The organism is Streptomyces bambusae, assembly GCF_020532645.1.
Lineage (GTDB): Bacteria > Actinomycetota > Actinomycetes > Streptomycetales > Streptomycetaceae > Streptomyces > Streptomyces bambusae.
Genome location: NZ_JAJAUZ010000027.1, coordinates 93,752 through 100,812 on the forward strand (window position 1 = coordinate 93,752; position 7,061 = coordinate 100,812).

Below are 7,061 nucleotides of genomic sequence, written 5' to 3' on the forward strand. Positions count from 1 at the left end.
TGGAACCCCGCTCTGTCACCCCCCGATATCCCACCTTTGCCCTTGTTTGCGTGCCTATGGTGACTGCCGTTTGTCACGCGTCCCGGAAGGCCCGCCCATGCCGCGCCCCACCACCCCCCGGTCCGACCATCCGCGTCCCCGCCCCCGGCTGCGCACCGTCCGGCGGGCCGCGGCCGCCGTCACCGCGCTGCTCGCCGGGCTGGTGCTCGCGGCCGGACCGGCCCCGGCGTCCGTCCGCCCCGGCCTCGCCCCCTTCCCGTTCAACTCCAGCACCTCCGGAGTGAACGGCGCCGTGACCGCCATCGGCACCGACTGCCCCACCGGCGAACTGGACCTGACGAAGCGCTGGACCGCCTCGTCGCCGCTGCCCGCCGGACAGTTCTCGGACCTCCCGGGCACCATGGCCGCGGACATGCAGTTCCTGACCCGGGTGGGCGGCGGGGCCGCGCTGCGCGGCGACGACAGCCGGGTGACGCTCACGAACTCCCGCGGCACCGTGGTCCTCGCCCTGTCCTCCGGCAACTGCACCGCGCCCACCCTCGCGTTCGGCGGCGGCACCGTGGCGGGCTCCGGCACCTGGACCGTGGTCCCCGACGCCACCGCCACGCACGCGTACCGGCAGGCCACGGGCGCGGGAACCTTCACGATCAACGCCGGCGCCTCGCCGGCCACCGGCAACCCGTGGAGCCTCTCTCTCAACGGGACCCTGACCGCGCTGGAGCCCGCCCTCGCGGTCACCCACCGGGCGTTCTGGGGCGGCCCGGGCCCCTACCTGACCCGGACCCTGAGCGTGGAGTACCGGATCCGCAACAACGGCCCCGGCGACGCCTTCAACGTCAAGCTCGTCGACGCGGCCGTGACCGGTTCCGGAGCGACCCGGCTCGGGCCCGTGCCGCAGACCGTCGGCACCATCCCGGCCGGCCGCACGGCGGGCGTCGTGGTCCGGTACCGGGTCTGCGGGATCGCCGTCCTCGGCTGCCGCTTCACGGCGAACGTCCAGACCTCGTACACCGATGCCTTCGGCGTCGCCGCCACGGCCGACTTCCCGCGCACCGTCTTCGTGCCGACCGCGCCGGTGCCGTAGGGGCCTGCCTTCCGGATCGGGGGCTCCGGGGAGCGTACGAGCTGCCCCGGAGCGCCGCGGTCAGAGCAGGGCGAACTGCCCTTCCGGGCCCTCCTCCTGATGGTCCAGCACCGAGGCAGGACGCCGCGCGGCGGCCGGAACGGGCAGCACCCCGGCGGCCTTCAGGGCAGGAACCCCCAGCCACTCGGACCCCGCGTCCCCGGTCTCCCCGGTCTCCCCGGCGGTCGCCGGGTCCGTCAGCAGGGCCAGTGAGGTGACCAGCGCCAGCAGCTCGGACGTCCACTGCTGCGGCCACTGCGCCGGTCCCAGCGCCGCCAGCCCGGCCGCCTCCCGGTGGCCGGTCCGGGCCGCGAACCAGCGCTCCAGCACCCGCACCCCGCCCGCCTCGAACTCCCACACCTCCGCCGGCACCGGCGACACCACCCCCGGGCCCAGCCGCAGCTCCGCCGCCTCCGCGTCGTAACCGATGGCCGCCGGCCGCTCCGGCACCGCAGCCCGCACGTACGGCCGGGAGCCGCCGGGCAGCTTCGGCGGCTCGTCGCCCCGCGCGCCCGCCAGCTGGATGCGCAGCAGCCGGTGCCCGCGCAGCAGCCCGGTCCGCCAGGTCTCCCCGGCGGCCGGGAGCGGCACCACGGTCCCCCGCGGGCCGGGCCGCGCCGCGGCCAGTGCCCACGACAGCAGGTCCTCCGGGGTCACCCGGCAGTGGTACCGCTCGCCCAGCAGGTCCAGCAGGCCCGGCGCCACATTGGGCTCCGCGCCACCCGGCCGCCGGTGCAGCGGCCTGATCCGGCCGGTCCGCCCGGCCGGCAGCAGCGGCGAGGCCGCCAGCGGCACCGCCGCCGCACCCGTCTCCACCAGGAACACCTGCTGCTCGTCCCACACCCGCCACAGCTCTGGGCGGGCGGCGTCGATCAGCCGGTGGTCGGGCAGCAGCCACTGGGCGTCGAAGGCATCGGCCAGGACCCGGACCGGCTCCGGACACGGGCCGGGCGCCTGCGCGAACCGACCCGTCGAGGTGCGCTGCCCGGGCAGCGCCGCTGCCCCGCTGTGCGGGCTGCGGGCCCGGGAGGGCAGGAACAGCTCCTCGCGGGCCGTGCCCTCGGCGGCCGTCAGCGCCGCCCAGCGGTCCCGCAGCGTCCGGGCATCCGGCGCGAGCACCCAGGGCCGGCCCAGCCGCAACGGGGCCACCGACCACGGGAACAGATCGTCCAGCAGAGGCGCGTCATCGCTCACCGCACGCATGCTAGGGCGTCCCGCTCGCCCGTACACAGCGCCCGGGCCGGTTCCCGGCCGACGCGCTACGCTCCGAAGAGGGGCACATGCGGCGACCGAGGAGGCGGCATGAGCCAGTACGACGAATACACGACCCCGTCCCAGGCCGAGGGCGAACGCCTCGACGAGGACATGGACGAGACCGAAAAGAAGCAGCACGACCACCCGCACACGCTGCGGACCACCCCCTCCCAGGCGGAGGGTGAACGCACCGCCGACGACGACGGGAAGTGACGCCCCGGGACGCCCCCGGACACCCTCGGGACCCCCGGACACCCCGGGATACCCGCGAACACCCGCGAACGCCCGCGGACGCCCCGGATCAGGTCGCGTCGACCGTCACCGTGAAGGAGAACCGGTCGCCCCGGTACCGGATCCGGGCCACGTCCACGACCCGCCCGTCCGCGTCGTACGTGACGCCCGTGTAGTGCAGGATCGGGCTGAGCAGCGGCACGTCCAGCAGGTCCGCCGTCACCGGGTCGGCCAGCCGTGCCTCCACGGTGTCCGTGATCCGGCTGATCTTCACGCCGACCACGTCCCGCAGCACCTTCGTCATCGGCCACCGCTCCAGATCGGCGAGGTCGACGGCTTCGGCCAGCTCGGGCAGGACCGCGTTCTCCGCCCAGTTCGTGGGCTCCCCGGTCTTCCCGTCCCGCCGCAGCCGCCGGTACGTGACCACCTCGGCGGCGTCCGGGAAGTACGGCGCGAGCTCCCCGGGCACCGGCCCCCGCTCCTGCCCCAGCACCGTCGTCCGCTCCCCGGACTGCTGGGCCACGATCGCGTCGACCGAACCCAGCAGCCGCACCGGGGCCCCGCGCTGCGCCCCCGGCTCGATGAACGTGCCGCGCCGCCGGTGCCGGCTGATCAGCCCCTCCGCCTCCAGCTCCTTGAGGGCCTGGCGCATCGTGAGCACGCTCACCCCGTAGTGCTCGGCGAGCCGCTCCTCGGTCGGCAGGCGCAGCGAGGCGTCCGGAGAGCGCCCCAGTATCGAGGCGCGCAGGGACTGCGAGACCTGGTACCAGAGCGGCAGCTTCCGGTTCAGGACCACTGAGTCGGGGGCGAAGGCGGTCACGGGTGAATCTCCGTACGAGCGGGGCGACGTGCAGGAACTCTAGGGCCTGTGTCGGACAGACCCTAGAGCCCCCTACGCGCGGAAGTGGCGCTCCATGCCCTCCCAGACCCGGTCGTAGCCGCGCTGGAGGTGGTCGGCGGAGGCTGCCTGTGCGGTCGCGGTGATCGGCCAGCGGGTCTCGAACATGAACGCCAGACCGTCGTCGATCTTCTGCGGCTTCAGCTCGGCGGCGCTGGCCTTGTCGAACGTCTCCCGGTCCGGGCCGTGCGCCGACATCATGTTGTGGAGCGAGCCGCCGCCCGGCACGAAGCCCTCCGCCTTGGCGTCGTACGCGCCCTCGATGAGGCCCATGTACTCGCTCATCACGTTGCGGTGGAAGTACGGCGGACGGAACGTGTCCTCGCCGACCAGCCAGCGGGGCGCGAACACCACGAAGTCCACGCCCGCCAGGCCCGGGGTGTCGGAGGGCGAGGTCAGCACCGTGAAGATCGACGGGTCCGGGTGGTCGTGGCTGATCGTGCCGATCACGTTGAAACGGCTCAGGTCGTACACGTACGGGACGTGCGTGCCGTGCCAGGCGACCACGTCGAGCGGGGAGTGGGCGTAGGTCGCGGACCAGAGGTTCCCGCAGAACTTGTTGACCACCTCCACGGGGCCCTCGACGTCCTCGTACGCCGCCACCGGCGCCTGGAAGTCGCGGGCCGCGGCCAGGCCGTTGGCGCCGATCGGGCCGAGCCCGGGCAGCTCGAAGGGCAGGCCGTAGTTCTCGCACACGTACCCGCGGGCGGTCTCGTCCAGCAGCTCGACCCGGAACCGGACGCCGCGGGGGACCAGCGCGATGTGCCCGGGCTCGGCGCGCAGCAGGCCGAACTCGGTGCGCAGCAGCAGGCCGCCGCGCTCGGGGACGATGAGCAGCTCGCCGTCGGAGTTGCCGAAGACCCGCTCCATCGAGGCGTTGGCGGCGTACAGGTGGACCGCCATGCCGGCGCGCTGGGCGGCGTCGCCGTTGCCGCCGAGGGTCCACAGGCCGGCCAGGAAGTCGGTGCCGGGCGCCGGGTCCGGCAGCGGGTTCCAGCGCAGCCGGTTGGGGTCGGGGACGGTCTCGGTGAACGGTGCGGTGCGGATGCCGCCGTTGTCGGTCCGCACGAACTGCGGGTGGGCCGCCGACGGGCGGATCCGGTACAGCCAGGAGCGCCGGTTGTGGGTGCGGGGCTCGGTGAACGCGCTGCCGCTCAGCTGCTCCGCGTACAGGCCGAGGGGGGCCCGCTGGGGGGAGTTCCGGCCTATGGGGAGGGCCCCCGGGACGGCTTCCGAGCTGTGCTCGTTGCCGAAGCCGGTGAGGTAGGACAGCCCCTCCGCCGTCTTCCTGGCCTGCTCGTTCCCGCTGCTCATCTGCCCGCTCCCGCTCTGCCGAAGGAATCCTATGCCTGACAGTAGGATTCCGTGGCCCGTTCCGTCAACGGTGAGCCGGAGGGCGTCCCGGTGGCGGGGGAGCGCCCGGCGCGGCGGAAGGCCGCCGGAATCCGGTGGTGCACGGGGGGCTCTCAAAAGATGAACATTGCTCTACTCTCTCGCGCATGTCGTGGATCCGCAGGCTCCCAGCCGCGCCGGCGGCGCTGTCCGCCGCCCTCGCCGCCCTCCTCGCCGTGCTCGCCCTCCTGGTCGCCGCCCCGCCGGCGCAGGCCCACGAGGAACGGCCCGTCACCTTCCCCGACGGCTCCGGCAGCGTGCCCGCCTACCGGACCGGCGAGCCGGACCTGCTGGTCTGCAAGACCGACCGGGCCGACTTCGGCCGCCGGACCGCCGCCTTCCCGGAACCCCTGCGCCGCCGCAACCTCGCCCTCTTCGAGCGCTGTCGCAAGGAGGGCTACCGCCACCTCCAGCAGGCCGTGGACGCCGTCGACCGGCCCGGCATGAACATCGCGATCCTGCCCGGCCTGTACGAGGAGGAGCCCTCGCTCCCCGAACCGTCCGGCGCCTGCGCCCGCCTGAAGGCCCCCACCTCGTCGTTCGGCTACCAGATCCTCAGCTACGAGCAGCAGCTCCAGTGCCGCCACAACCAGAACCTCGTCGCCGTCCTCGGCAAGACGGACCTCCAGATCGAAGGCACCGGCGCCTCCCGCCTCGACGTGGTCATCGACGCGAAGTACCACAAGCTCAACGGCATCCGCGCGGACAAGTCCAACGGCATCTACTTCCGCAACTTCACCGCCCAGCGCACCACCTTCAACTCGCTGTACGTGCTGGCCGGCGACGGCTTCGTCATCGACGACGTCCTGACCCGCTGGAACGACGAGTACGGCTTCCTGACCTTCGCCAGCGACCACGGCCTCTACAAGAACTGCGAGTCCTACGGCAACGGCGACTCCGGCATCTACCCGGGCAGCGCCTCGAACATCAACGACGGCCGCGGCTACGACGTCCCCCGCTACTCCATCGAGATCACGGGCTGCCGCAGCCACCACAACATGGTCGGCTACTCGGGCACCGCCGGGGACTCCGTCTGGGTCCACGACAACGAGTTCGACCACAACATGGGCGGCGCCTCCATGGACAGCGCCTTCCCCGGCCACCCCGGGCTCCCGCAGAACCACGCCCGGTTCGAACGCAACGACATCCACGACAACAACCAGGACTACTACCGCTACGTCGCCGACGGCACCTGCGCCAAGCCCCCGGCCGCCCGCGGCTACGAGCAGGGCGTGGTCTGCCCGCAGATCTCCATGCCCCCCGGCACCGGCATCATCACCGCCGGCGGCAACTGGAACCTGTACGAGAAGAACTGGGTCTACGGCCACCGGCGGGCCGGGTTCTTCCTCAGCGCCGTCCCCGCCTTCATCCGCGGCGAAGAGGCCTGGTCCAAGCAGGCCGACACCTCCCACCGCAACCGGTACGCCGGCAACGTCCTGGGCCGCGACCGCTCCGGCGCCTCCCGCCCCAACGGCATGGACGTCTGGTGGGACGGCCAGGGCAAGGGCAACTGCTGGCAGGACGGACCCGACGGCTCCACCCCGGGCACCCTCCCGCAGTGCGGCGCACAGCGCGGCGACGTGAGCGGCGGCTCGTCCCGCCTCGCCGGCGAGCCCGTCAAGCTCGTCCAGCTGCTCGTGTGCGCCGACTACAACGTGCAGGCCCGCCGCCTGCCCGCCGGCTGCGACTGGTACGGCGCCCGCGGCCTGGAGCGGGTCGAAACCCAGATCGCGCTGGCCGCCGCGGCCGTCCTCACCCTCGTCGGCGGCGTGCTCTGGTGGCGCCGGCTGCGCCGCAGCCGCCTGGGCACTGCCGGCGCCCTGCTCGGCGCCGCCGGCCTGGCCCTGGACGTGGCCGGCTCCACCATGCCCCTCCAGCACACCCCCGTCCCGGCCCTCGCCCTGCTCCTGACCGGCGCGGGCCTGACCCTCATGGGCGCAGCCCTGCGCTCCGCCCGGCCGTGGCTGGGCGGCACCACGATCGCCCTGGGCGCCCTCACCCTGCTGGACGCCTTCGACAAGGCGGTCCTGATGCTCCCGTGGATCCCGCTCGGCCCCGCCTGGTTCCGCGGCCTGCTCGCCGTGCCGTGGCTCCTGTGGGCCGTCGTCGCCGCGGCCCGCCCCGACCCCGGCGGCACCCCGGCGCCCCCGGCCGGCGGCGGCC

6 protein-coding genes are annotated in these 7,061 nt (G+C 73.9%); 3 read left to right on the forward strand and 3 right to left on the reverse strand.

All coding sequences use genetic code 11. The annotated features are described in order from the left end of the window. Positions 1-97 precede the first annotated feature (97 nt). Positions 98-1,084, forward strand: a complete 987-nt coding sequence (locus LG634_RS20055) for a hypothetical protein (RefSeq protein WP_226735262.1) — start codon at positions 98-100, stop codon at positions 1,082-1,084. Positions 1,085-1,144: 60 nt separating this feature from the next. Here the strand turns inward: LG634_RS20055 and LG634_RS20060 are convergent, their stop codons facing one another. Then, a complete protein-coding gene (locus LG634_RS20060; protein ID WP_226735263.1) occupies positions 1,145-2,326 on the reverse strand; it encodes a type ISP restriction/modification enzyme in 1,182 nt (393 codons plus the stop codon). Positions 2,327-2,425: 99 nt separating this feature from the next. On the opposite strand from LG634_RS20060, the gene LG634_RS20065 reads away from it, so the two are divergent. Further along, the gene (locus LG634_RS20065; RefSeq protein ID WP_226735264.1) at positions 2,426-2,590 is read left to right on the forward strand and encodes a hypothetical protein; all 165 of its coding nucleotides are present in this window, start codon (positions 2,426-2,428) and stop codon (positions 2,588-2,590) included. 88 nt (positions 2,591-2,678) lie between these two features. Here the strand turns inward: LG634_RS20065 and LG634_RS20070 are convergent, their stop codons facing one another. Together LG634_RS20070 and hmgA are read right to left on the reverse strand one after the other, a co-directional pair. Then, positions 2,679-3,428, reverse strand: coding sequence for a GntR family transcriptional regulator (locus LG634_RS20070; protein WP_226735265.1), 750 nt, complete (start codon positions 3,426-3,428; stop codon positions 2,679-2,681). A 72-nt stretch (positions 3,429-3,500) separates the two neighbouring features. Beyond that, positions 3,501-4,820 carry a homogentisate 1,2-dioxygenase gene (gene hmgA, locus LG634_RS20075; RefSeq protein WP_226735266.1) on the reverse strand — a complete coding sequence of 440 codons (1,320 nt, stop codon included), beginning with the start codon at positions 4,818-4,820 and terminating at the stop codon, positions 3,501-3,503. 185 nt (positions 4,821-5,005) lie between these two features. Between hmgA and LG634_RS20080 the strand changes: the two genes are divergently transcribed. Then, positions 5,006-7,061: right-handed parallel beta-helix repeat-containing protein (locus LG634_RS20080; protein ID WP_226735267.1), on the forward strand; the 2,056-nt coding region annotated here is incomplete at its 3' end.